General features: G+C 70.9%; 18 protein-coding genes. 10 read left to right on the top strand and 8 right to left on the bottom strand.

Going from position 1 to position 22,333, the window contains the following annotated elements:
* Both AXW62_RS07060 and AXW62_RS07055 read left to right on the top strand, forming a co-directional pair.
* Positions 1 to 3,454: multifunctional oxoglutarate decarboxylase/oxoglutarate dehydrogenase thiamine pyrophosphate-binding subunit/dihydrolipoyllysine-residue succinyltransferase subunit (locus AXW62_RS07060; protein ID WP_060943720.1), on the top strand; the 3,454-nt coding region annotated here is incomplete at its 5' end.
* Positions 3,455 to 3,787: 333 nt separating this feature from the next.
* Positions 3,788 to 3,970: a DUF6104 family protein gene (locus AXW62_RS07055; protein ID WP_030823239.1), complete on the top strand. Its 183-nt coding sequence runs from the start codon at positions 3,788 to 3,790 to the stop codon at positions 3,968 to 3,970.
* A 179-nt stretch (positions 3,971 to 4,149) separates the two neighbouring features.
* Here the strand turns inward: AXW62_RS07055 and AXW62_RS07050 are convergent, their stop codons facing one another.
* Together AXW62_RS07050 and AXW62_RS07045 are read right to left on the bottom strand one after the other, a co-directional pair.
* Positions 4,150 to 4,965: an AfsR/SARP family transcriptional regulator gene (locus tag AXW62_RS07050; RefSeq protein WP_060943719.1), complete on the bottom strand. Its 816-nt coding sequence runs from the start codon at positions 4,963 to 4,965 to the stop codon at positions 4,150 to 4,152.
* Between the two features lie 20 nt (positions 4,966 to 4,985).
* Positions 4,986 to 5,669, bottom strand: coding sequence for a TetR/AcrR family transcriptional regulator (locus tag AXW62_RS07045; protein WP_060943718.1), 684 nt, complete (start codon positions 5,667 to 5,669; stop codon positions 4,986 to 4,988).
* A gap of 147 nt (positions 5,670 to 5,816) precedes the next feature.
* On the opposite strand from AXW62_RS07045, the gene AXW62_RS07040 reads away from it, so the two are divergent.
* Positions 5,817 to 6,437: a malonic semialdehyde reductase gene (locus AXW62_RS07040; protein ID WP_030823230.1), complete on the top strand. Its 621-nt coding sequence runs from the start codon at positions 5,817 to 5,819 to the stop codon at positions 6,435 to 6,437.
* Between the two features lie 160 nt (positions 6,438 to 6,597).
* On the opposite strand, the gene AXW62_RS07035 is transcribed toward AXW62_RS07040, so the two are convergent.
* The 3 genes from AXW62_RS07035 to AXW62_RS07025 are packed head-to-tail and all read right to left on the bottom strand — an operon-like array spanning position 6,598 to position 10,966.
* Positions 6,598 to 7,104, bottom strand: coding sequence for a nuclear transport factor 2 family protein (locus AXW62_RS07035; protein ID WP_252368519.1), 507 nt, complete (start codon positions 7,102 to 7,104; stop codon positions 6,598 to 6,600).
* Between the two features lie 15 nt (positions 7,105 to 7,119).
* Positions 7,120 to 8,064 carry an NAD-dependent epimerase/dehydratase family protein gene (locus AXW62_RS07030; protein WP_060943717.1) on the bottom strand — a complete coding sequence of 315 codons (945 nt, stop codon included), beginning with the start codon at positions 8,062 to 8,064 and terminating at the stop codon, positions 7,120 to 7,122.
* 55 nt (positions 8,065 to 8,119) lie between these two features.
* The gene (locus AXW62_RS07025) at positions 8,120 to 10,966 is read right to left on the bottom strand and encodes a non-ribosomal peptide synthetase (RefSeq protein ID WP_060943716.1); all 2,847 of its coding nucleotides are present in this window, start codon (positions 10,964 to 10,966) and stop codon (positions 8,120 to 8,122) included.
* Between the two features lie 464 nt (positions 10,967 to 11,430).
* Here AXW62_RS07025 and AXW62_RS07020 point away from each other — a divergent pair, with 464 nt between their 5' ends.
* From AXW62_RS07020 to AXW62_RS07010, 3 genes are all read left to right on the top strand, one after another.
* On the top strand, positions 11,431 to 12,318 hold the full coding sequence (locus AXW62_RS07020) for a DUF4097 family beta strand repeat-containing protein (protein ID WP_060943715.1): 888 nt from the start codon (positions 11,431 to 11,433) through the stop codon (positions 12,316 to 12,318).
* A complete protein-coding gene (locus AXW62_RS07015; protein ID WP_060943714.1) occupies positions 12,318 to 13,382 on the top strand; it encodes a PadR family transcriptional regulator in 1,065 nt (354 codons plus the stop codon). Before AXW62_RS07020 ends, AXW62_RS07015 begins: the two co-directional genes overlap by 1 nt.
* A 154-nt stretch (positions 13,383 to 13,536) precedes the next feature.
* Complete coding sequence (locus tag AXW62_RS07010; protein WP_060943713.1) at positions 13,537 to 14,313, top strand: antibiotic biosynthesis monooxygenase; 777 nt, start codon at positions 13,537 to 13,539, stop codon at positions 14,311 to 14,313.
* 229 nt (positions 14,314 to 14,542) lie between these two features.
* On the opposite strand, the gene AXW62_RS07005 is transcribed toward AXW62_RS07010, so the two are convergent.
* Positions 14,543 to 15,505, bottom strand: a complete 963-nt coding sequence (locus tag AXW62_RS07005; RefSeq protein ID WP_060943725.1) for a zinc-binding dehydrogenase — start codon at positions 15,503 to 15,505, stop codon at positions 14,543 to 14,545.
* A 322-nt stretch (positions 15,506 to 15,827) separates the two neighbouring features.
* Positions 15,828 to 17,060, bottom strand: coding sequence for an NAD(P)-dependent malic enzyme (locus AXW62_RS07000; protein ID WP_030823207.1), 1,233 nt, complete (start codon positions 17,058 to 17,060; stop codon positions 15,828 to 15,830).
* A 519-nt stretch (positions 17,061 to 17,579) separates the two neighbouring features.
* Here AXW62_RS07000 and AXW62_RS06995 point away from each other — a divergent pair.
* The 3 genes from AXW62_RS06995 to AXW62_RS06985 are packed head-to-tail and all read left to right on the top strand — an operon-like array spanning position 17,580 to position 20,273.
* Entirely contained in the window at positions 17,580 to 18,533 is a 954-nt protein-coding gene (locus AXW62_RS06995) for an ABC transporter substrate-binding protein (protein WP_060943712.1), read from the top strand.
* Positions 18,534 to 18,576: 43 nt separating this feature from the next.
* Positions 18,577 to 19,515, top strand: coding sequence for an amino acid ABC transporter permease (locus AXW62_RS06990; RefSeq protein ID WP_060943711.1), 939 nt, complete (start codon positions 18,577 to 18,579; stop codon positions 19,513 to 19,515).
* A complete protein-coding gene (locus AXW62_RS06985; RefSeq protein WP_060943710.1) occupies positions 19,512 to 20,273 on the top strand; it encodes an amino acid ABC transporter ATP-binding protein in 762 nt (253 codons plus the stop codon). Before AXW62_RS06990 ends, AXW62_RS06985 begins: the two co-directional genes overlap by 4 nt.
* 485 nt (positions 20,274 to 20,758) lie before the next feature.
* Here the strand turns inward: AXW62_RS06985 and AXW62_RS06980 are convergent, their stop codons facing one another.
* Positions 20,759 to 21,535, bottom strand: coding sequence for a class I SAM-dependent methyltransferase (locus AXW62_RS06980; RefSeq protein WP_060943709.1), 777 nt, complete (start codon positions 21,533 to 21,535; stop codon positions 20,759 to 20,761).
* A 111-nt stretch (positions 21,536 to 21,646) separates the two neighbouring features.
* On the opposite strand from AXW62_RS06980, the gene AXW62_RS06975 reads away from it, so the two are divergent.
* On the top strand, positions 21,647 to 22,309 hold the full coding sequence (locus AXW62_RS06975; RefSeq protein ID WP_060943708.1) for a CGNR zinc finger domain-containing protein: 663 nt from the start codon (positions 21,647 to 21,649) through the stop codon (positions 22,307 to 22,309).
* Positions 22,310 to 22,333 lie beyond the last annotated feature (24 nt).

Genomic DNA, 22,333 nt, shown 5'->3' with positions numbered 1-22,333 from the left:
GGCCCCGGCGAAGCCCGCGCCGGTCAAGCCGATCCCGGCCGAGCGGACGGTCTCCGCCAAGAAGACCGAGCCCGCCGCGCCCGCCGCCGGCCCGGAGCTGGTCACCCTGCGCGGCCCCTCCGCCGCCGTGGCGAAGAACATGAACGCGTCGCTCGCGCTGCCGACGGCCACCTCGGTGCGCGCCGTCCCGGTCAAGCTGCTGTTCGACAACCGCATCGTCATCAACAACCACCTCAAGCGCGCCCGCGGCGGCAAGGTGTCCTTCACGCACCTGATCGGCTACGCCATGGTGCAGGCGCTGAAGGCGATGCCCTCGATGAACTACTCGTTCACCGAGAAGGACGGCAAGCCGACCCTGGTCAAGCCCGAGCACGTCAACCTCGGCCTCGCCATCGACCTGGTCAAGCCCAACGGCGACCGCCAGCTCGTCGTCGCGGCGATCAAGAAGGCCGAGACGCTGAACTTCTTCGAGTTCTGGCAGGCGTACGAGGACATCGTCCGCCGCGCCCGCGCCGGCAAGCTCACGATGGAGGACTTCACCGGCGTCACGGCCTCCCTCACCAACCCCGGCGGCATCGGCACCGTCCACTCGGTGCCGCGGCTGATGCCCGGCCAGGGCCTGATCGTCGGCGTCGGCGCGATGGAGTACCCGGCCGAGTTCCAGGGCACCTCCCAGGACACCCTGAACAAGCTGGGCATCTCCAAGGTCATGACGCTGACCAGCACCTATGACCACCGGGTGATCCAGGGCGCCGCCTCCGGCGAGTTCCTGCGGATCATGAGCCAGCTGCTGCTCGGCGAGAACGACTTCTACGACGAGATCTTCAAGGCGCTGCGCATCCCCTACGAGCCGGTCCGCTGGCTGCGGGACATCGACGTCAGCCACGACGACGACGTCACCAAGGCGGCGCGGGTCTTCGACCTGATCCACGCCTACCGGGTCCGCGGCCACGTCATGGCCGACACCGACCCGCTGGAGTACCGCCAGCGCAAGCACCCCGACCTGGACATCGTCGAGCACGGGCTCACCCTGTGGGACCTGGAGCGCGAGTTCGCGGTCGGCGGCTTCGCGGGCAAGACCATGATGAAGCTGCGCGACATCCTGGGCGTGCTGCGCGACTCGTACTGCCGCACCACCGGCATCGAGTTCATGCACATCCAGGACCCCAAGCAGCGCAAGTGGATCCAGGACCGCGTCGAACGCAGCCACGACAAGCCGGAGCGCGAGGAGCAGCTGCGCATCCTGCGCCGGCTCAACGCGGCGGAGGCGTTCGAGACCTTCCTGCAGACCAAGTACGTCGGCCAGAAGCGGTTCTCCCTGGAGGGCGGCGAGTCCGTCATCCCGCTGCTGGACGCGGTGCTGGACGCGGCCGCCGAGTCGCGCCTGGACGAGGTCGTCATCGGCATGGCCCACCGCGGCCGGCTCAACGTCCTCGCCAACATCGTCGGCAAGTCGTACGCGCAGATCTTCCGCGAGTTCGAGGGCAACCTCGACCCGAAGTCCATGCACGGCTCCGGTGACGTCAAGTACCACCTGGGCGCCGAGGGCACCTTCACCGGCCTGGACGGCGAGCAGATCAAGGTCTCGCTGACCGCCAACCCCTCCCACCTGGAGGCCGTGGACCCGGTCCTGGAGGGCGTCGTCCGCGCCAAGCAGGACATCATCGGCAAGGCCGGCACCGACTTCACCGTGCTGCCCGTCGCCCTCCACGGCGACGCGGCCTTCGCGGGCCAGGGCGTGGTCGCCGAGACGCTGAACATGTCGCAGCTGCGCGGCTACCGCACCGGCGGCACCGTGCACATCGTGATCAACAACCAGGTCGGCTTCACCGCCGCCCCGGCCGCGTCCCGCTCCTCGATGTACGCCACCGATGTGGCGCGCATGATCGAGGCGCCGATCTTCCACGTCAACGGCGACGACCCGGAGGCCGTCGTCCGCGTCGCGCGGCTCGCCTTCGAGTTCCGCCAGGCGTTCAACAAGGACGTGGTCATCGACCTGATCTGCTACCGCCGCCGCGGCCACAACGAGACCGACAACCCCGGTTTCACCCAGCCGCTGATGTACGACCTGATCGACAAGAAGCGCTCGGTGCGCAAGCTCTACACCGAGTCGCTGATCGGGCGCGGCGACATCACCCTGGAAGAGGCCGAGCAGGCGCTCCAGGACTTCCAGGGCCAGCTGGAGAAGGTCTTCACCGAGGTCCGCGACGCGGTCTCGGCCCCGGCCCCGGCCGAGGTCCCCGAGCCGCAGCCGGAGTTCCCGGTCGCGGTCCAGACGGGCGTCTCCCAGGAGGTCGTCAAGCGGATCGCCGAGTCCCAGGTCAACATCCCCGACCGGATCACCGTCCACCCGCGGCTGCTCCCGCAGCTCCAGCGGCGCGCGGCGATGATCGAGGACGACACGATCGACTGGGGCATGGGCGAGACCCTCGCCATCGGCTCGCTGCTGATGGAGGGCACCCCGGTCCGGCTCGCCGGCCAGGACTCCCGCCGCGGCACCTTCGGCCAGCGCCACGCGGTGCTGGTGGACCGCGAGACCGGTGACGACTACACCCCGCTGCTGTACCTGACCGAGGACCAGGCCCGGTACAACGTCTACGACTCGCTGCTCAGCGAGTACGCGGCGATGGGCTTCGAGTACGGCTACTCGCTGGCCCGTCCGGACGCCCTGGTCATGTGGGAAGCGCAGTTCGGTGACTTCGTCAACGGCGCGCAGACCATCGTCGACGAGTTCATCTCCTCGGCCGAGCAGAAGTGGGGCCAGACCTCCGGGGTCACCCTGCTGCTGCCGCACGGCTACGAGGGCCAGGGCCCGGACCACTCCTCGGCCCGTATCGAGCGCTTCCTCCAGCTGTGCGCGCAGAACAACATGACGGTCGCCATGCCGACGCTGCCGTCGAACTACTTCCACCTGCTGCGCTGGCAGGTCCACAACCCGCACCACAAGCCGCTGGTCGTCTTCACCCCGAAGTCGATGCTGCGGCTGAAGGCCGCGGCGTCGAAGACCGAGGAGTTCCTCACCGGCTCCTTCCGCCCGGTGATCGGCGACGAGACGATCGACCCGGCCGCGGTGCGCAAGGTGGTCTTCTGCTCCGGCAAGGTCTACTACGACCTGGCCGCGGAGCGGGACAAGCGCGGTGTGACGGACACGGCCATCATCCGTCTGGAGCGGCTGTACCCGCTGCCGGGTACCGAGCTGCAGGCCGAGATCGCCAAGTACTCGGGCGTCGAGAAGTTCGTCTGGGCGCAGGAGGAGCCGGCCAACCAGGGTGCCTGGCCGTTCGTCGCCCTCAACCTGATCGACCACCTGGAGCTGTCGGTCGGCGCGGACGTCCCCGCCGCCGAGCGCCTGGTCCGGGTCTCCCGTCCGCACTCGTCCTCGCCCGCGGTGGGGTCGAACAAGCGGCACCAGGCGGAGCAGCAGACGCTGGTCGGCGAGGTCTTCGACATCTGAGCCACCGCCTCGTTCCGGCCCGGAAGGCCCGGACCGGAAGGCCCGGAAAAGACCCGGAAGGCCCGGCCCCGCATCGCGCGGGACCGGGCCTTCCGGCGTACCGGGTAACGGGTCAGACCGGCAGCGGTTCGAAGTCCCGGACGGGGCGGATCCCCTCGCGGCAGCAGCCGGGCGGCCGGACCGCCGGGGGCGGGAGAGCCACCGGGGCGGACCGCTCACCGGGCGGACCGCTCACCCAACGTCAACTCCACCGGGCGTCTCCGGTCGCTCGCCCGGCCGGGGGGCCGCATATCCTGGGCTGGCACATCCACACCATCCCTTCCGGAGCAAGCCTTGTACTTCACCGATCGCGGTATCGAGGAGCTGGAGCAGCGACGCGGCGACGAGGAGTTCACCTTCGAGTGGCTCGCCGAGCAGCTGCGGACGTTCGTCGACCTGAACCCGGACTTCGAGGTCCCGGTGGAGCGGCTGGCGACCTGGCTGGCCCGGCTCGACGAGGAGGACGACGACGTCTGAGGACACCGTCCGAGGGCGTGGTCTGAGCCACCGTCCGAGGCCGACGTCTGAGGCCGACGTCTGAGGACACCGTCCGAAGGCGCCGTCCGAAGGCGCCGTCCGCAGGCGCCGTCCGCAGGCGCCGTCCGCAGGCGCCGTCCGGGCGTCCGGTCCGCCGAGGGCGCCGTCCGCGGCGGGTGTCAGGCCACCACCGGACCGCGCCCCGGCGTTCCCGCCTCGTGGTCCAGCCGGGGGTCGGAGACCAGCACCGCCTGCTGCAACCGCTGGAGCTTCGACGAGGGCTCCAGCCCCAGCTCCTCCGTCATCGCCGTGCGCAGCCGCTGGTAGACCGTCAGGGCGCGGGTGCGCTGTCCGGACCGGTGGAGGGCGAGCATGTACTGCCCGTGCAGCCCCTCGTGGAAGCGGTGCTCCACGACCAGCGAGGCGAGATCGCTCAGCACCTCCAGATGGCCGCCGAGCCGCAGCCGGGTCTCGATGCCGCGCTCGGTGACCGTCAGCCGGGACTGTTCCAGCCGGGCCACCTCCGCCTGGAGCGGCCGGCCATGCGGGGTGACGTCCACCAGGGCCGGGCCCTGCCAGAGGTCCAGCGCCCGCCGGAAGGAGGTGTCCGCCGTCCGCTCGTCGCCCGCCTCCAGCGCGGATTCGCCCTCGGCGACGAGGGCGCGGTACTCGTGGACGTCGAGCTGGCCCGGCCCGAGCACCATGGCGTACCCGCCGGGCCGGGTCTGGAGCACGTCCCGGGTGACGGCGGCCGACGGCACCCCCAGCACCTCGGCGAGCAGCTTGCGCAGATGCAGGATGTACGTCTGCAGCGTGGTCAGCCCGGTGCGCGGCGGCTGATCGCCCCACAGCTCGGCCATCAGCGACCGCACCGGCACCATCCGGTCGGCGTGGAGCAGCAGCAGGGACAGGACCTTGCGCGGCTTCATCGCGCTGGGCACCCCGGACCGGGCGCCGAGGCCGAGTGTCAGCGGTCCGAGCACGCTCACACGCATGGGTGGCACCTCTCCGGACGTCATGGGCGGTACGCGCGGACGAGCAGATCGGCGGCGCCCTCGCAGATGGCCGCGGCCTCCCCGTCGGCGAGCGGATGGGTGCCGTACATCGACTGGTGGAGCCCCTGCTGGACGACCAGGGCCACGAACTGCCCGGCGGCGGCGGCCGGGTCCGGCACGCTCAGCTCGCCGCGGTCGGTGCGCCGGCCGAACATCTCGGCGAGGTACTTCACCAGTTGCCGGGGCTCCCCCTCCGCGCACGCGGGGCGCAGCGAGGGGTGCCGGGCGACCTCGGAGATCACCAGGCGGCGCAGGGCGGAGGCGCGTTCGTCGAGGAGCACGGCGAGCACCCGGCGGCCGAAGGCGATCAGCGCGTCGCGGGCGTCGCCGCCGTCGTACGGCCCGGGGGTCCCGGGGCCGTCCGGCCCGAGGGCGTACGGGGAACCGTCGGCGAAACCGGCCGCCACCCGCTCCCGCTCCCCCTCGACGGCGGCGATGAACAGCCGCTCCTTGTCGCCGAAGTGGTTGTAGACGGTCTGCTTGGACACGCGGGCCTCGTCGGCGATGACGTCCACGCTCGCCCGCGTGTATCCCTCGCGCAGGAAGACGGCCACGGCCGCCTCCAGGATCGCCTGCCGCTTGGCGGGCTGGGGGCCCGCGGGCCGCCCCGCGGCACTGCGCCGGGGACCGTTGTCCGTCCGCAACGGCCCAACCTCCTCGCTCCGAACCGGTCTTGCCTCCGCTGGACTTGTGAGTCTAGCCTTCGATCACCGCACTGGACTAGCCAGTCCAGTCCAATGCATTCACCGGCACATCACGTGGTTTCACCACCGCTTCACAAGGAGAGCTCCATGAGCGCACCGGAGAGCAGCGAGGCCCTGAGCCCTCTCACCCTGGCGCCGGAGGCGCAGCGGCAGCTGTTCCTGGAGGCCCGTACGGCGAACACCTTCACCGACGAGCCGGTGACGGACGAGCAGATGCGCGCCATCCACGAGCTGGTCAAGTACGCGCCCACCTCGATGAACCAGCAGCCGCTGCGGGTGGTCCTGGTCCGCTCCCAGGAGGCGCGCACCCGGCTGCTGGCGCATATGACGGGACGGAACCAGGAGAAGACGGCCAAGGCGCCGCTGGTGGCGGTGCTCGCCGCGGACCTGGACTTCCACGAGGAGCTGCCGCGGCTGGTGCCGTTCCTGGAGAACCCGCAGGAGATCTTCGCCGACCCCGGCGTCCGGGAGGCGTCGGCACGGTTCAACACCGCGCTCCAGGTGGGCTACTTCATCCTGGGCGTACGCGCCGCGGGGCTCGCCGCCGGGCCCATGGTGGGCTTCGACCACGCGGCCGTCACCAAGGAGTTCTTCGGCGACGGGCGGCACGCGGCGGTCTGTGTGGTCAACATCGGCAAGCCGGGCCCGGACGCCTGGATGGGCCGGCTGCCGCGCCTGGCGTACGAGGACGTCTTCAGCACCGTCTGAGGGCACACGGCACCGGGTGAGGGCCGCAGTACCGTCTGCGGCCCGTACGCCCGCTCCCGCGCGGCACGGGAGCGGGCGGGCCGGGGGCCGTACCCCTCGACCAGCTCTCGGTCAGCTCAGCTCTCGATCGGCTCCCGGCCTGCTCTCGATCAGCTCTCGATCAGCTCTCGATCAGCTCGTGGAACGCCACGGTGTCGAAGATGTCCTCCATCCTCGTCGCCTTGCCGTCCCGCATCGTCCACGAGTGGACGAAGTCCAAGGTCGCGGTCGTACCGCGGAGCGAGGTCACCTCACGGGTGCCGAAGACCACGACCCGGTCGCCCTGTTCGATGAACTCCCTCGGCGCGAGTCTCATCCCGCCCAGCACCGTCGGCACATGGGCGAGGAACTCCTTGATCCCCGCATGGCCCAGCTTGGTGCCGCCGAGCCCGTACTTGCCCATCCCCTCCGGATGGACCCACTCCACATCGGGGTGCATGCCCGACAGGATCCCCTCGATGTCGCGGTCGCGGAAACCCGCGTAGGAGGCGAGGATGGCCTCGATGTTCGGTGAGGCCGGGGGGTTCGGTGAGTCCGAGGGGTTCGGTGAGTCCGAGGTGTTCGGTGAGTCCGAGGTGTTCGGTGATGCCGCGGCGTTCGGCGGTGCCGGGGTGTTCGGTGATGCCATGGTGTTCGCCACTCCTCAGACGGCGCTGTGCCGCGACTCGGACGGAAGGTGTTCGGGGTGGAGCGCCTGGAGCGTGCGGCGCACGCCCTCGCGCCACGGCACCCGGCAGGGGCCGGTGATCTCCCGCCGCCGGGTGGGGTCGAACCGATAGGTCTCACGGGTGACGTCGCTGGGCACGAGCCGGGCCCGCACCCCGGTGAGCTCCTCCAGATACCGCACGCAGTCGGTGATCCCGACCGCCTCGTCCCCGCCCCAGTTGACCAGCGTGGCCGGTGTCGCGGCGGCCTCCCACAGCCGGGGGACATGGGCGACGAGATCGTCGGTGTGCAGGAGCGAGCACCAGTTCTGGCCCTCCCTGGGCACCGGGATCGGCTCGCCCGCGAGCATCCGCTTGAAGTAGAGCATCGGCACCCCGCCGTAGCCGCCAGGGCCGTAGGCGATGTTGAGCCGGGCGATGGTCGTCGGCAGGTTCAGCACCTGGGCGAACGCCCGCACCGCGCCCTCCGCGGCGATCTTGCCCACCGGGTAGGCGGGCAGCCAGTCCGCCACCCCGTCGACCGGGTCGTCCTCCGTGTACGCGTGGTCGAGGGTCTGCCGCTTGTACAGCGCTCCGGTGGAGACGAACAGGAACGCCTCCGCCCCGCGGCAGTGGGTCATCAGCCGGCCGCAGGCCACCGAGTTGACCTCGACGGCCGCGTTGACGTCGCCGTCCTCACCGCGGCGCACGGCCGAGTGGAGGACATGGGTGAAGTCGTCCGGCAGCCCCTCGTACGCCGCCGCGCCCGGGTCGTCCATGTCCCAGTGGAACGTGGTGATCCCGCGGTCGTTCAGCTCCTTCTCGACACCCGGGGTGCCGAACCGGCCCAGGCACCACACCTCGTTGCGCTCGGCCAACGCCTCGGCCACCGGCCGGGCGACCTGCCCGGTTCCCCCGGTGACCAGGATCTTCTTTCCTTCCACCCTGCTCTTCTCCTTGTGCCTGGCCCGCTCGGGCCTATGCCTGACCCACTCGGGCCTATGCCTGGCCCGTGGTCCGGGCCCGGTCCGCGTCGCCCAGCGCGCGGTCGAGTTCCCTGCGCAGAATCGCCTGGAAGGCCGCGACATGCCGTGGGCCCATCAGTGTGTAGTGCTCACCCGGTACGTCCACATACCGGTTCGGTTCGGTGGTGTGCTCGTCCCAGCGGCGCAGCTCGTGCTCCAGCCAGTCCTCCTTGGTGCCGCGCAGCGGGATCGCGTAGAAGACGGTCATGGACCGGGTGGTGCCGCTGGGCCGGTAGTCGCGGCCCAGCGCGGTGAGGCCGTGGGCCAGCTCCGCCCAGGCGGTGAACTTCCCCAGGTCCAGGTCGAGTTCTCGCAATCGGCCGCGCGGGGCGATCCGCAGCAGACGCGCGAGCTGCTCCTCCTTGGGCAGCGGGCGCAGTTCGGCGGGAAGGTCGAGGGACTGCTTCTTGTTGATCAGGTCGAGGAAGAAGGCGAGGTTGGTCGCGGTCTCGACGAAGTCCAGCTCCTCCATGCGGTACTTGATGTGCGGCGGGAGGTTGAAGCTGCCGACGAAGTCGACCCGCTCGCCCTGGGCCTCGAGCGCCTTGGCGATCTCGAAGGCCACGGCGCCGCCGTAGGAGTACCCCGCCACGGCGTACGGGCCGTGCGGCTGGCGGGCGCGGATGGCCGCCACGTAGCAGTCCACCATCTCCTCGAAGCTGGTGAAGGGCTTCTCGCCCTCGTCGAAGCCACGGGCGCGCAGCGCGTAGAACGGCCGGTCGCCGACGAAGTACTTGGCGAGATTGACGAAGACCAGCACCTCGCCGACCCCGGGGTGGACGCAGAACAGCGGGGTCTTCCCGCCTCCGGTCTGCAGCGGTACGACCGGGTCGTACGCCGCGGCGGCGGGCGCGCCGCCGTCGGCGAGCCGGGCGGCGAGCTGCCGCACCGACGGCGCCGTGAGCACCGTGATGACCGGCAGGTCCGGGACGCCCAGGCGCCGGTGCACCTGGCGCCGCAGCCGCAGGATGTCCAGCGAGGTGCCGCCCAGCTCGAAGAAGCTCGCGGTGGCGCTGATCCGCTCCGGAACGGTGTCGAACATATCGGCGTAGATCTCGGCGAGCACTCGCTCGGTCTCGCCCTCGGGCGGGGTGTGGCCGCCGAGCCGGCGGGTGGTCAGCTCCGCGACCCGCGCGATGACCTCGTCGTACGCGCCGGACTCCAGGCGCTGGCGCATCCGCCGGCGCAGCGTCTTGCCGAGGCTGGTCTTGGGGAAGGCGTCCTTGGGCAGCGGCAGGATGAGGGAGGGCCGGAAGCCCCAGTGGATCACGACGGTGGAGCGCACCGCGGTGATCATGCGGTGCAGCCCCGCCTCGTCGTCGTCCGCCGGTTCGGGGCTGACGGCGATCACCAGCTGTTCGGTGTCGCTGCCGGGGCGGCGGGTCGGGAACGCCGCGGCATAGCCGCTCACGACATCGTCGAGCTGCTCCAGGGCGGCCTCTATCTCATGGCTGAAGTAGTTGACGCCATTGACGATGACGCTGTCCTTGCTGCGTCCGACGAGGGTCAGCCGGCCCTCGTCGATCCGGCCCAGATCGCCGCTGCGGAACCAGCCGTCGGGGGTGAAGGCGGCCCGGGTGGCCTCCTCGTCGTGGTAGTAGCCGGGGGTGATCATCGGCCCGCTGAGCTGGAGTTCGCCGATCTCGCCCGCGGGCAGCGGCCGGTGGTCGTCGTCGGCGACGCGCATCCGCAGGCCCTCGACGGGGGTACCGAGGTTGGCGAACTCCTGGCCCACGTCGGCGACCGGGAACGCGCGGTTGTAGATGCTGCCGGCGCAGGTCTCGGTCATGCCGAAGGCGGGCCAGAGCGCGGTTTCCCGCAGACCGTACGGGGCGTAATGGGCGAGAAATGCCTCGCCGGTCGCCACGACATTCGCCTCGCCACCGCTGACGATATGACGCAACGCGCTGAGATCGAGCCCTTCACCGCCCGCCGATATCTCCTCCGCGACAGCGCGCGCCGAGGAATTGAGAGGGCCGAGGAGGAAGTTCGGGGTAAAGGTCATCGTGACCTTGTGGCGGGAAATGATACGGAGAAACCGCAGCGGCTCCTCGAGAATGACCCCGGCTTCCGCGTGCACTTGTTCGGCACCCACGTACAACGGCAGCATATGCGCTTCCAGCAGCGCTGCCACATGGTCGTAGGAAATCCAGTTGAACGTGGTGTCGGTGGCGGTGAGCCGCTGCTTTCCAGCCTTTCCCGCCATGGCCGCCAGGATATTTCCATGGGTCAGCATGACCGCCTTGGAATTCCCGGTGGAACCGGAGGTCAGCACCAGCAGGGCGAGGTCCTCCGGGGCCGCGGAGTGCACGGCGGGCGGCTGCCCGCCCTCGGCGCCGGTGGGCTCCCCGGCCTTCCGCAGCTCCTCCATCACGGCCACCGCGAGTCCGGGCACATCGGGCAGGTCGGCGCGCATCGCCTCGGTGGTGACCAGCAGCGGGCCGTCCAGCAGCCGGTCGACATGGGCGAGCTGGGCGGCCCAGCGCGCCGGGTCACCGGGGACCGGCACCATCGGGCAGGGCACGAAGCCGCCCAGCAGACAGGCCCAGAAGGCCACCAGGAATTCCGGCTGGCGGTCCAGCAGCAGGGCCGCCTTGTCCCCCGGCCGCAATCCCCGGTCCCGGAGCGCGGAGAGGAGGCCGAGCGCCGATTCCAGAAGTTCCGGGTAGGACTGGCGAACGGATTCCTCCGCGGCCGGTCCGACCAGATACCGCACCCCCGAATGGGGATGGTCGCGGGCCGCCCGCAACAGTAACCGGGCGACCGAACGCGGCTCCGTGGTTTCCTCTGGCACCGAGCTTTTCAAAGATGGTGACGTCATTACCCCACGGCCCTCTTCCCTCCCGATTCCGAGGGCACGAAGGTAACAGTCTCGAACATTCGTCCTCCATGAGGCTCTACCAGGACTCTAGCGTGGCTCTAGCGTAAATTCCCCGGGTGGAGAGCTTTCTCGAAGAAGGGCGATTCAGCCGACCGGGAAATAGGCGCGAGACCCGGGAGGGACCGGGGTCCGGGCGGGGGCAGGTCGGAGCCGGGACCAGGCCGCGCCGGGGCCGGGGCGGAGCCAGGGCCAGGCCGCGCCGAGGCCGGGGTGGAGCCGAGACCAGGCCGGGGTGGGCTGCGCCGGGCCGGAGCGGAGCCGGGACCGGGCCAGGCCGGGCGAGGCCGGGCCGGAGCGGGACGGGGCTTGACTCGACACAACCGCGATATATCGTGTTCAGCAGGAAACACGATATGTTGCGTCCAGGCAGGCGCGTCGCGCGTCCAGCCAAGGGGAGGCCAGGGATGTCAGCCCGATCAGAGTGGTCGATCAGCGCGCCGCGGAAGCTCGCCCTCGACGGCCCGGTGTCCGCCCTCCACGTCCATATCGCGGGCGGCACGGTCAACGTGGTCGGCGCCGGCACCGGCCCCGCCCGCCTCGAGGTGTCACAGATCGACGGCCCGCCGCTGGAGGTCACCCACACCGGCGACACCCTGAGCCTCGGCTACCCCGACCTGCGCCGGAAGGGCTTCCGCGCATGGCTCGGCCAGTGGAACCGCACCGTCCACGTCACCCTCACCGTGCCCGCCGGGACCGACGCCACGATCAGCGTCATCGGGGCCTCCGCCGTGGTCTCCGGACTGGCCGGCCGGGCCGATCTGCACGGTGTGACCGGTGACTTCACCCTGCTCGGGCTGACCGGGCCGATCCGGGCCGACACCGTCTCCGGCCGGGTCGAGGCGCAGGCCGTCACCGGTGACCTGTGGTTCCACTCGGTCTCCGGCGACCTCACCGTGATCGAGGGCACGGGGTCCCGCATACGGGGCGAGTCGGTCAGCGGCGGCATGGTGCTCGACCTGGCCCCCTCGCCGACGTGCGCCGACATCGGCCTGACCACCGTCTCCGGCGAGATCGCCATCCGGCTGCCGCACCCCGCCGACGCCCAGGTCGAGGCCAATACGGCGAGCGGCTCCGTCACCAACGGCTTCGACGACCTGCGGGTCAGCGGCCCGAGGGGCGCCTGTGGCACCCCCGGCGGCAGCTGGGGCAGGAAGATCACCGGTCGGCTGGGGGCGGGCCATGGCAGCCTCAAGGCCACCACCGTCTCGGGCGCCATCGCGCTGCTGCGCCGTCCGCCGTCCGAGGACGACGCCCCGGACACCACCGACGGCACCCAGGGAAAGGTCCTCTGATGCCCCCCGTATTCGCCCACGGCCGACTGCGTCTGTATCTGCTCAAGCTGCTCGACGAGGCGCCGCGCCACGGCTATGAGGTCATCCGCTTGCTGGAAGAGCGGTTCCAGGGGCTGTACGCGCCCTCGGCCGGCACCGTCTATCCACGCCTGGCCAAACTGGAGGCCGAGGGTCTGGTCACCCACACCACCGAGGGCGGCCGCAAGGTCTACTCCATCACCGACGCCGGACGGGCCGAACTGGCCGGCCGCGGCGGTGAGCTGGCCGATCTGGAGCTGGAGATCCGCGAGTCGGTCGCCGAACTCGCCGCCGAGATCCGGGAGGACGTCCGGGGCTCCGCGAGCGACCTGCGGCAGGAGATGCGCGAGGCCGCCCAGCAGGCCCGTACCTCCGGCGGCGCCCGGGACGCGCACGCCCCCTGGGAGTGGCCGTGGCACGACAAGGAGACCTGGCGGCAGGCCAAGGAGGAAATGCGGCGCGCGAAGGAGGAGTGGAAGGAGCAGGCGCGCCGGGCGAAGGAGGAGAGCCGGCGGGCCCGGCAGGACGCACAGCGCGCCCGTCAGCAGGCCAAGGACGCGCAGGAGTTCGCCCACGAGGAGATCCAGCGGATCGCCCGGCGGGTCCAGGAGCAGACGCAGGAGCACATCCGGGCGGGCGACTGGCAGCGGGCGGTGCGCGAGGGGCTGGCCGAGGTGTCACGCGGGATGGGCCGGCTCTCCCGGCAGGGCACCTCGCGCTCGGACGGGGGCTGGGACGACGGGACGTCCGGGCCCGGGGCCGCGGCCGGGCCCGTGGACATGACCAAGCCGGAAAGCGGCCGCGGGGAGGACGGCGGTGGTGCGGCCGGGGTACGGGAGTCCGAGTGGCCCGGGGACTTCACCCCCTCGGCGGATCCCGCCCGCGATCTGGAACGGCTGCTCGACCGGTTCCGCGACGACATCCGCGACGCGGCCCGCGACCACGGGGTGACCGGCGCCCAGCTGACCGACGCCCGCCACCAGCTGGCGGCGGCCGCGGCACGGATCAGCGGGCTGCTGCGGGGCGGACGGGCGCAGGGGGCGTAAGCGCCCTGCGCCCTGTTGACTTCAAGCGCGGTTGAAGTTTCAGGATCGGGGCCGGAGGGGCGCCACGGGGGTGCCCCTCCACCCCCGATCCGCTTTCTCCGGATCCTTCGGACCGTCAGGTCCTTCTGATCCCTTCGACCGCGAGGTGACCGCCATGTCCGTCCTGACCATCCCCGGTCCGCTGCCCGACGCCGCCCGGCCCGATGTGGGTGCCGCACTGTTCAGCACCTGGAGCGTGGGCACACCGGAGCGGCAGCGGGCGGCGGTCGAGGCCATCGCCGCCACCTGGGACAGCCGCCCCTGGCCGGCCCCCGAACTGCTCTCCTACACCGTCTACGCGGGCACCGACGGCGATACGCTGATGCACCACTCGCAGTGGGCCGACGAGGCGGCGTACCACGTCTTCTTCCGGACCCGGCGCCAGGAGCGCAACGACGCCATCGACAGCGCCGTCCCGGACATCAAGCGCCTCGGCCTCTCCTCCTACCAGCGCTACCGGAGCTTCTCGGCGCCGGCCGCCCAGGCGGACGGCGCGGATCCCGGGCTGTTCGTGGTGGCCGAGACCGACTTCGACGACGCCGACCCGCGGCTCCGCCGGAACTGGGTCGACCTGGTCGTCGAGGCGCTGGAGAGCGAACCCGACCCGGGCCTGCTCTCCGCCGACTTCCACCTGATCGTGGACGGCGAGCGCCATCTGAGCACCGACCGCGCCCGGGTGCTCAGCTACGCGCGCTGGACCGGTGCGGAGGCGTACGAGGCGGCCATGGCGGCCGAGGCACCGCGGGCCGGATCGTCCGCCTGGGGCCGGGTGCGCGCCTTTCCCGGTCTGGTGGGTTCCGCGTCCCGCCGCTATCACTTCCGGCGGAGCTTCGTACCGGCGTCGAAGTCGGCGCCGGAATTCACGAATTCCCCGGCGGGCACGGCCGAGTAGATCGCCCGGCCCGTTCCGTCGCAAACCCCTGGCATATGCGCGGCGCCTTCCCGGCGGACGGGCCCCTCCGGCATCCTCGAATTCCCTCGCGCATCCCCGGCCCGGATGGTGACGGCGGATGTCGCGGCGAGATGTCACGGTGACATGTCACGGCGAGATGTTCGCGGTGACACCGCGAGATGTCCGCGGTGACATGTCGGGCGAGATGTCGGCACGCGCGATATCGGCGTCAGACCGTCAACACGACCTTGCCGAACAGATCGCCGCCCGCCATCTTCTCGAACCCCTCACGGGCCCGGTCCAGCGGCAGCACCGAGTCGATCACCGGCCGTACGCCGCGGGCGGCGCAGAAACTCAGCAGGTCCTCCAGCTCGTCCCGGTTGCCCATCGTCGAACCGACGACCTTGAGTTCCAGGAAGAAGATCCGGTTGAGTTCGGTGGCCTTCGGGTTGGGGCCGCTGGTCGCCCCCGAAATCACCAGCGTGCCGCCCGGCTTGAGGGACTTCACCGAATGCGACCAGGTGGCGGCGCCCACCGTCTCGATCACGGCGTCCACCCGGCGCGGCAGCCGCTGACCCGGTTCGTACGCGCCCTCGGCGCCCAGCTCGACGGCGCGGGCCCGCTTGGTCGCGTCCCGGCTGGTGGCCAGCACCCGCAGCCCGGCGGCGGCGCCCAGCACGATCGCGGCGGTGGCCACACCGCCGCCGGCGCCCTGGACCAGGACGCTGTCGCCCGGACGCACGCCCGCGTTGGTGAACAGCATCCGGTACGCGGTCAGCCAGGCCGTGGGCAGGCAGGCGGCCTCCTCGAAGGAGAGCTCCTTGGGCTTGGGCAGCACGTTCCAGCTGGGGACGGTCACCTTCTCGGCGAAGGTGCCCTGGTAGCGCTCGGTGAGGATGGACCGGGGCTCGTTCGGTCCGACACCGTGTCCGTTCTGGCCGATGACGGAGTGCAGGACGACCTCGTTGCCGTCCTCGTCGATCCCCGCCGCGTCACAGCCGAGGATCATCGGAAGCGACTCCTCGCCGAGGCCCACACCACGCAGCGACCACAGGTCGTGGTGGTTGAGCGAGGCGGCCTTGACGTTCACGGTCGTCCAGCCGGGCCGGGCCTCGGGCTCGGGGCGCTCCCCCAGTTCGAGGCCGTTCAGCGGCTGGTCATGGTCGAAACGTGCGGCGTAGGCAGCGAACATGATCCCGACCATAGGCCGTACGGGGACGCCGCGGAACCACGCCACGGTGTGACCCCGCTCGCCACCGGACACGGCACGGCCCGGACCCGACACGGACCGAGAACGACGGCCCGGACCCGACACGGGCCGAACCCAGCACGCAGGCCGAACCCAGCACCCCGTCCGGACACCACACCCGCACCGAACACCCGCACCGACCACACGCACCGAACACCCGCACCGACCACACGGACGGAACACCCGGACCGGACACGGCGCACGGGCCGCACCCTCCGGCGGAGGGTGCGGCCCGTGCGCGTGAACGCCGGTCGGCCGCGGGGCGTCAGCGGCGGGCGACGCCCTCCGCGCGGGCGGCCGCGGCGACGGCCGCGGTCACGGCCGGGGCGACGCGCTCGTCGAACGGCGAGGGGATGACCTTGTCCGCGCTCAGCTCGTCGGCGACCACCGCGGCCAGCGCCTCGGCCGCCGCGAGCTTCATGCCCTCGGTGATCCGGGAGGCCCGGACCTGGAGGGCACCCGCGAAGATGCCGGGGAAGGCGAGGACGTTGTTGATCTGGTTCGGGAAGTCGCTGCGACCGGTGGCGACCACGGACGCGTACTGGTGGGCGACGTCCGGGTGGATCTCCGGGTTGGGGTTGGCCATCGCGAAGATGAAGGCGCCCGGCGCCATCTTCGCCACCGCCTCCTGGCGGACCGTGCCGCCGCTGACCCCGATGAAGACGTCGGCGCCGTCCAGCGCGGCCTCCATGGAGCCGGTGAGCCCGGCCTTGTTGGTGAAGCCGGCCAGCTCCCGCTTGACGTCGGTGAGGTCCTCGCGGTCCTGCGAGACGACGCCCTTGCGGTCGCAGACGGCGACGTCGCCGATGCCCGCCTCGGTGAGGATCCGGGCGATGGCGACACCGGCGGCGCCCGCCCCGGAGATCACGGCGCGCAGCTGGCCCAGCGACCGGTCCGTGAGCTTGGCGGCGTTGCGCAGTGCGGCGAGGGTGACCACCGCCGTGCCGTGCTGGTCGTCATGGAAGATCGGGATGTCGACGCGCTCCTGGAGCTTGCGCTCGATCTCGAAGCAGCGGGGCGCGGAGATGTCCTCCAGATTGACGCCGCCGAACGAGGGCGCGAACCGGGCGACGGTCTCCACGATCTCGTCCACGTCCCGGCAGTCGAGCGCGATCGGCACCGCGTCCACACCGCCGAACTGCTTGAAGAGGATCGCCTTGCCCTCCATCACCGGGAGGGACGCCTCCGGGCCGATGTCGCCGAGCCCCAGCACCGCGCTGCCGTCCGTCACCACGGCGACGACCTGGGACTTCCAGGTGTAGTCGTGGACGAGTTCGGGCTGCTCCGCGATGGCGCTGCAGACCTTGGCCACGCCCGGCGTGTACGCGAGGGACAGGTCGTCCCGGTCGCGCACGGGCACGGTCGCCTGGACGGCCATCTTGCCGCCGCGGTGCAGGGCGAAAGCCGGATCGAAGGGCTCGCCGTCGGTCACGCCTTCGGCCCCTTCGCCGCTGCCGCTTGTGCTGTCGCTGCGAGGATTCGCCATCTCCGCTGCCACTTTTTGACCCCTTTGTCGTTTTTCTGTCGAGGGTATCCGCCCCAGGTTCGGAGCGGGCGGGCACCGCGTCGGTCCCCATGACAGCGGATGACCACCGCATGGGTGTGAATACGGACGCCGGGCGCGTCGCACACACGCCCTGAGCCCCGGGTGAGGGGTGTAACCGTCTGTTCTACCTGAAGCGCGCGCCGGGGGACGACCGAGTTCTGGTGCGATGACGCCGGAAAAGCTGGCATAACGCCTGAAAGCGGGCGAAGCGCTCCGGAAAGTCCATGCCATCGTCACGCATTGTTCTCCGCGTGACCATGAGCCCGCCTCGCGCCTCCGGCCGCCACTGTCCGGCCGGTAACCGCTGTCCGGTTGTGCACCACGGGGATCGCCCGTTACCCGATTTTGACATGGTCGGTGACCCGGATGAGTCCACCCGATGGCAAGATGCCCCAATCACACGAGATCGCGACACCCACAACTGTGTTCCCGCCATCTCGGACGCCCCCTCACCCTGCCGGAGGAACGAGCATGACCGCCAGCTTCACGCGCCGTGGGGCCACCACGAAGTCCCGGATGGCCCCCGTCGGCGCGATAGCGGTGGCAGGCGCCTTGCTGCTGACGGGCTGCGGCGACCAGACCGACAAGGCCACGGGCGGGTCCACCACCAACACGGCCCCGCTGTTCCGTCAGCTCCCCAAGGAGATCCAGAGCGCCGGCGTGATCAAGGTGGGCTCGGACATCAACTACCCGCCGGTCGAGTTCAAGAAGAACGGCAAGGTCATGGGCATCGACCCGGACCTGGCCGACGCGCTCGGCAAGGTGCTCGGGGTGAAGTTCGAGTTCAACAACGGCACCTTCGACACCCTGCTCTCGGGCCTGCGCTCCAAGCGCTACGACATCGCCATGTCGGCCATGACCGACAACAAGGGCCGCCAGGAGGGCGTCGATCCGGAAACCGGCAAGAAGGCCGGTGAGGGCGTCGACTTCGTCGACTACTTCACCGCGGGCGTCTCCATCTACACCAAGAAGGGCGACACCAAGGGCATCAAGACGTGGGACGACCTGTGCGGCAAGAAGATCGTCGTGCAGCGCGGCACCGTCTCCCACGACCTCGCCAAGACCGAGTCCAAGAAGTGCGTGAAGCACAAGAAGGGCAAGATCTCGGTCGAGGCGTTCGGCAATGACACCGAGGCCCAGACCCGGCTGCGCGGCGGCGGCGCCGTCGCCGGCTCCAGCGACTTCCCGGTGGCCGCGTACGCGGTGAAGACCTCGGGCGGCGGCAAGGACTTCCAGCTCGTGGGCGAGCAGGTGGAGGCGGCCCCGTACGGGATCGCCGTCGCCAAGAAGAACACCCAGCTGCGGGACGCCCTCAAGCAGGCACTCGCCCTGATCATCGCGAACGGCGAATACGACAAGGTCATCGCGAAGTGGGGGGTCCAGGACGGCGCGGTCACCAAGGCCGTCATCAACGGCGGCAAGTGATCCGGCCCTCCCCCGTCCGCGCACGCGCTGAAAGGCACCATCCGTGACACTGAAGATCGAAAAGGCGGGTCCGGTCGACGCCCCGCCGCCGGCCCCGGACAAGATCAAGGCCATCCCGGTGCGGCACTACGGCCGCTGGGTCACCGCGGTCATCACCATCGCGCTGCTCGCCCTGCTCGTCTCCGCCTTCGCCCGCGGCGACGTCAACTGGGGTGCCATTCCGGACTACTTCTTCGACGACGAGATCCTCAAGGGCGTCCGCAACACCGTCTGGATCACCATCCTCTCGATGGTGGTCGGGGTGGTCCTCGGCATCGTCCTCGCGGTGATGCGGCTGTCGAAGAACCCGGTGACCTCCTCCATCGCCTGGGGCTACATCTGGTTCTTCCGCGGCACCCCGGTCTATGTGCAGCTGCTGGTCTGGTTCAACCTCGGCCTGGTGTTCGACTACATCGACATCATGCCGATCTACAAGGACGAGTGGTCGGACTTCATGACCCCGTTCCTGGCCGCCCTGCTGGGCCTGGGGCTGAACGAGGCCGCGTACATGGCCGAGATCTGCCGGGCCGGCATCCAGTCCGTCGACGAGGGCCAGACCGAGGCCGCCCACGCGCTGGGCATGAGCCACGCCAAGACGCTGCGCCGGGTCGTGCTGCCGCAGGCGATGCGGGTCATCGTGCCGCCCACCGGCAACGAGTTCATCAACATGCTCAAGACCACCTCGCTGGTGATCGCGGTGCAGTACTGGGACCTGCTGCAGGCCACCTCCGAGGTCGGCCAGAACTCCGGCGCCACCGCGGAGATGCTCTTCCTCGCCGCCGCCTGGTACCTGATCCTCACCTCCGTGCTGAGCGTGGGCCAGTTCTATCTGGAGCGGTACTACGCGCGTGGCTCCAGCCGGAACCTGCCCGCCACCCCGTTCCAGCGCGTCCGCGCCAATCTGCTCTCGTTCTCCAACCGTCAGGGAGGTGCCGGCGCATGACCGCCATGGTGAAGGCCGAGGGCGTGCACAAGTCCTTCGGCGCGGTGCAGGTCCTCAAGGGCATCGACCTCGAGGTCGCCCCGCGCGAGGTGTTCTGTCTGATCGGCCCGTCCGGCTCCGGGAAGTCCACCTTCCTGCGCTGTATCAACCACCTGGAGAAGATCAACTCCGGGCGGCTGTACGTGGACGGCGACCTGGTCGGCTACCGCCAGAAGGGGGACAAGCTCTACGAGCTCAAGGACCGCGAGGTCGCCGCGAAGCGGCGCGACATCGGCATGGTCTTCCAGCGCTTCAACCTCTTCCCGCACATGACCGCGCTGGAGAACGTGATCGAGGCGCCGGTCCAGGTCAAGGGCGAGACCAAGGCGGTCGCCCGGGAACGCGCGAGGAAGCTGCTGGACCGGGTGGGCCTCGCCGACAAGGCGGGCAACTACCCCTCCCAGCTCTCCGGCGGCCAGCAGCAGCGGGTCGCGATCGCGCGGGCGCTGGCGATGGAGCCGAAGCTGATGCTCTTCGACGAGCCCACCTCGGCGCTCGACCCGGAGCTGGTCGGCGATGTGCTCGATGTGATGCGCGGGCTCGCGGAGGACGGCATGACGATGATCGTCGTGACGCATGAGATGGGCTTCGCCCGCGAGGTCGGGGACTCGGTCGTCTTCATGGACGACGGGGTGGTCGTGGAGTCCGGACACCCCCGGGAGGTGCTGACCAATCCGCAGCACGAGCGGACGAAGTCGTTCCTCTCCAAGGTGCTGTAGTCAAGGTGCCGTAGCCGCCGCGGACGCCGTCACGGCTGCGAGGGCGGTACGGGCACGTACCCGTACCGCCCTGGCGCCACTCCGCTGCCGGCCAGGAGGCCCCTGACGGCCGGACGGCCACGGCGGGGCAGGGGGCACGGACGGTCGGACGGCCACGTCGGGGACACGGCCGATCGGACGGCCGCTACCGGGCAGGAGGCCACGACCGGGCAGGAGTCCGCGACCGGTGGGACGGCCGCTACCGGGCGGTGAGGTCCACTGGTGGGACGGCCACTACCCGGCGGTGAGGGCCACTGCCGGGCGGACGGTCACCACCGACCAGGAGGCCGGGACCGGTCGGGCGGCCGGTGCCGACCAGAAGGCCACCACCGGCCAGGAGGGCGGTGACCAGGAGGCCACCACCGACCACGAGGCCACCACCAACCAGGAGGGCGGTACCAACCAGGAGGGCGGTACCGGCCGGGAGGCCACTACCGACCAAGCGGTCACTTCAGCCCGAGCACCATCGCGTCCGAGGGCGAGCACCACACGGCCCGCGCCTCCCCGAAGCCCGCCGCGCGGAGCGTCTCCACGTGCCAGGCGACGGACTGCGTCTCACCGTCCGCGTGGTCGCCGTTGGCCGGATTGCCGAAGATCGCGAACCGCTCGGCGACCGGCCCCGCCAGCGCCTCGTCCCGGGCGGCGGTCTGCCACCAGTCCGCCCAGTCCTGGGCGCCCTCGGCCTTGGCCCGCGCCTGCCGCGCCTTCTGGTAGGCGTGATCGGCGGCGTTGAGCCGGGGGGTGGCCGGATCGGGCATGTGGTCGGCGTTGAGGAACACGCCGCCCTCCCGCACGACACCGGCCACCTGCCCGTACAGCACCCGCAGCTCGTCGGAGCGCAGCCAGTGCAGCGCCGTGGCGGTGAGCACCGCGTCGTACGCGCGGTGCGGCAGCCGCTCGGTCCACCCGGGGTCGCGCAGATCGGCGGTGACGAACTCGGCGCGCGGCTCGGCCGCGAAGTGGCCGCGGGCGATCGTCAGCAGGGCGGGGTCGAGGTCGACGCCGGTCGTGGTGGCGCCCGGGAACCGGCGCAGCGCCCGGTCCGAGATACTGCCCGTGCCACATGCGAGATCGAGGATCCGCGGCTCCGGTCCGACGACGGCCTCGACCGCGTCGAGCATCACCCGGAACCGCTCCTCACGATCGGGGAGGTACCACTCCTGCTGCCGGTCCCAGCTCCGCTGCCAGGCCTGCCAGTCCGTCACGGCGGCGGTGTCCGTCATCGTGCCCCTCCATGCCCTGCGTCGTCGTTCGTCCGGCGGAAGCCGCCCGTAATACCCTCGTAGGCAGACCGCCTATTACCGACTCTAGACCGCCCGTCGTAAGGACCACAAGTGGAACTGGCTTATTACTCGGATCTCGCCGTGCGCCTGGTCAACAGCGAGGAGCCCGGCCGCGGCACGGACACCCTGACCTCGGTGGATGCCGTACGCGCGCTCTTCGGGGAGAGCCAGCAGGCGGCCCGGCGCGCGACGGACGCCGATGTCACCCGGCTGAGGTCGGTACGGGCCCGGCTGCGCGCCGTCTTCGAGGCGGCGGCGGGCGGCGATGAGGTGCTGGCGGTGGACCTGCTGAACGCGCTGCTCATCGAGTTCCCGGTGAGCCCGCAGATCTCCGGCCACGAGACCCGGGACGACGACGGCCGCCCCAAGTGGCACATGCACATCGCGGACTACGCCGCCAACGCGGGCGCCGGGTACGCCGCCACCGCCTCCATGGGGCTGGCCTTCCACCTCACCGAACTGGGCGCCGACCGGCTGGGCATCTGCGAGGCGTCACCCTGTCGCAACGCTTATCTCGACACATCGACAAATCGATCCCGGCGCTACTGCTCCGACCGCTGTGCCACCCGCGCCAACGTGGCCGCCTACCGCGCCCGCAAACGCCTGGACGCCGAGCGGTCGGCCGACGCCGAGCGCAGCCGGCGCCAGGACCGCGAGCGCACGGGCCGTACGGCGGACACCGCCCAGGAGACCAGCCCGGCCACCGACCGCTGACCGCCGCGCCCCGCGCCCGGCCGC

Origin of the sequence: Streptomyces hygroscopicus subsp. hygroscopicus, from assembly GCF_001553455.1 — a bacterium.
GTDB lineage: Bacteria > Actinomycetota > Actinomycetes > Streptomycetales > Streptomycetaceae > Streptomyces > Streptomyces hygroscopicus.
This window is presented reverse-complemented; position numbering and strand designations above follow the sequence as displayed.

What these genes read in the sequence shown, in the direction of transcription:
- AXW62_RS06985 (WP_060943710.1), top strand. Translation starts at nt 19,512, where the DNA reads ATGACCGCCATGGTGAAGGCCGAGGGCGTGCACAAGTCCTTCGGCGCG.
- AXW62_RS07035 (WP_252368519.1), bottom strand. Translation starts at nt 7,104, where the DNA reads ATGGCATCACCGAACACCCCGGCACCGCCGAACGCCGCGGCATCACCG.
- AXW62_RS07005 (WP_060943725.1), bottom strand. Translation starts at nt 15,505, where the DNA reads ATGTTCGCTGCCTACGCCGCACGTTTCGACCATGACCAGCCGCTGAAC.
- AXW62_RS06980 (WP_060943709.1), bottom strand. Translation starts at nt 21,535, where the DNA reads ATGACGGACACCGCCGCCGTGACGGACTGGCAGGCCTGGCAGCGGAGC.
- AXW62_RS07010 (WP_060943713.1), top strand. Translation starts at nt 13,537, where the DNA reads ATGTCCGTCCTGACCATCCCCGGTCCGCTGCCCGACGCCGCCCGGCCC.
- AXW62_RS07040 (WP_030823230.1), top strand. Translation starts at nt 5,817, where the DNA reads ATGAGCGCACCGGAGAGCAGCGAGGCCCTGAGCCCTCTCACCCTGGCG.
- AXW62_RS07025 (WP_060943716.1), bottom strand. Translation starts at nt 10,966, where the DNA reads ATGACGTCACCATCTTTGAAAAGCTCGGTGCCAGAGGAAACCACGGAG.
- AXW62_RS06995 (WP_060943712.1), top strand. Translation starts at nt 17,580, where the DNA reads ATGACCGCCAGCTTCACGCGCCGTGGGGCCACCACGAAGTCCCGGATG.
- AXW62_RS07050 (WP_060943719.1), bottom strand. Translation starts at nt 4,965, where the DNA reads ATGCGTGTGAGCGTGCTCGGACCGCTGACACTCGGCCTCGGCGCCCGG.
- AXW62_RS07020 (WP_060943715.1), top strand. Translation starts at nt 11,431, where the DNA reads ATGTCAGCCCGATCAGAGTGGTCGATCAGCGCGCCGCGGAAGCTCGCC.
- AXW62_RS07015 (WP_060943714.1), top strand. Translation starts at nt 12,318, where the DNA reads ATGCCCCCCGTATTCGCCCACGGCCGACTGCGTCTGTATCTGCTCAAG.